This is a genomic window from Pseudarthrobacter sp. AG30 (assembly GCF_003116525.1).
Taxonomy (GTDB): domain Bacteria; phylum Actinomycetota; class Actinomycetes; order Actinomycetales; family Micrococcaceae; genus Arthrobacter.
On sequence record NZ_QEHL01000008.1, the window covers coordinates 1 to 1,327 of the forward strand.

At 64.1% G+C, this 1,327-nt stretch carries 1 pseudogene; it reads left to right on the forward strand.

From position 1 onward, the window contains the following. A pseudogene (locus DC347_RS07780) lies at window positions 1-1,327 on the forward strand (pyruvate dehydrogenase (acetyl-transferring), homodimeric type); the annotation flags it as partial.

The following is a 1,327-nucleotide window of genomic DNA, read 5'->3' on the forward strand; positions in this document are numbered from 1 at the left end:
CGTCCGCGAACACTTCTTCGGCAAAACCCCGCAAACCAAAGACCTCGTCGCGGACCTCACCGACGACCAGATCTGGAACCTCAAACGCGGCGGACACGACTACCGCAAGGTCTACGCCGCCTACAAAGCCGCCACCGAATTCAAGGGCAAACCAACCGTCATCCTCGCCCACACCGTCAAAGGCTACGGACTCGGACCACACTTCGAGGGCCGCAACGCGACCCACCAGATGAAGAAACTGACCCTGGATGACCTGAAGAAGTTCCGCGACCACCTCCGGATCCCAATCACCGATGAACAGCTCGAGAAGGATTCGTACCGGCCGCCGTACTACCACCCCGGTAATGACGCGCCGGAAATCAAGTACATGATGGAACGCCGTGCAGCACTGGGCGGCTCCGTGCCCGAGCGGCGCAGCAAGCACTCCGAGATCACCTTGCCGGACGCAAAGTCCTACGAGGTGGCCAAGCGCGGGTCCGGCAAGCAGCAGGCCGCCACCACCATGGCATTCGTGCGCCTGCTCAAGGACCTGATGCGGGATAAGAACTTCGGCAAGCACATCGCCCCGATCATTCCCGACGAAGCCCGGACGTTTGGGATGGACGCGTTCTTCCCGACCGCGAAGATCTACAACCCCAAGGGCCAGAACTACCTCTCCGTGGACCGCGACCTCGTCCTGGCCTACAAAGAGTCCCCCGCCGGCCAGCTGATCCACCCCGGCATCAACGAAGCCGGCGCCGTGGCAGCCTTCACCGCCGCCGGAACCGCCTACGCCACCCACGGCGTGCCGCTGGTCCCGGTCTACGTGTTCTACTCCATGTTCGGCTTCCAGCGCACCGGCGACGCCTTCTGGGCCGCCGCGGACCAAATGACCCGCGGCTTCATCATCGGCGCCACCGCAGGGCGGACCACGCTCACCGGCGAAGGCCTCCAGCACGCCGACGGCCACTCCCCCCTGCTGGCCTCCACCAACCCCGCCGTCCTCACTTACGACCCCGCCTACGGCTACGAAATCGGACACATCATCCGCTCCGGCCTCGAACGCATGTACGGGCCGGACTCCACGGACAAAAACCTCATGTACTACCTCACCGTGTACAACGAACCCATCGTCCAACCCGCCGAACCCGAAAACCTCGACATCGAAGGCCTCATCAAGGGCATCTACCTGCTCGCCCCGGCAAAGATCGACGGTCCCCGCACCCAGATCCTCGCCTCCGGCGTCTCCGTGCCCTGGGCCATCGAAGCCCAACGCATCCTCGCCGACGACTGGAACGTTTCCGCCGACGTCTGGTCCGTCACCTCTTGGAACGAACTGCGCCGCGAC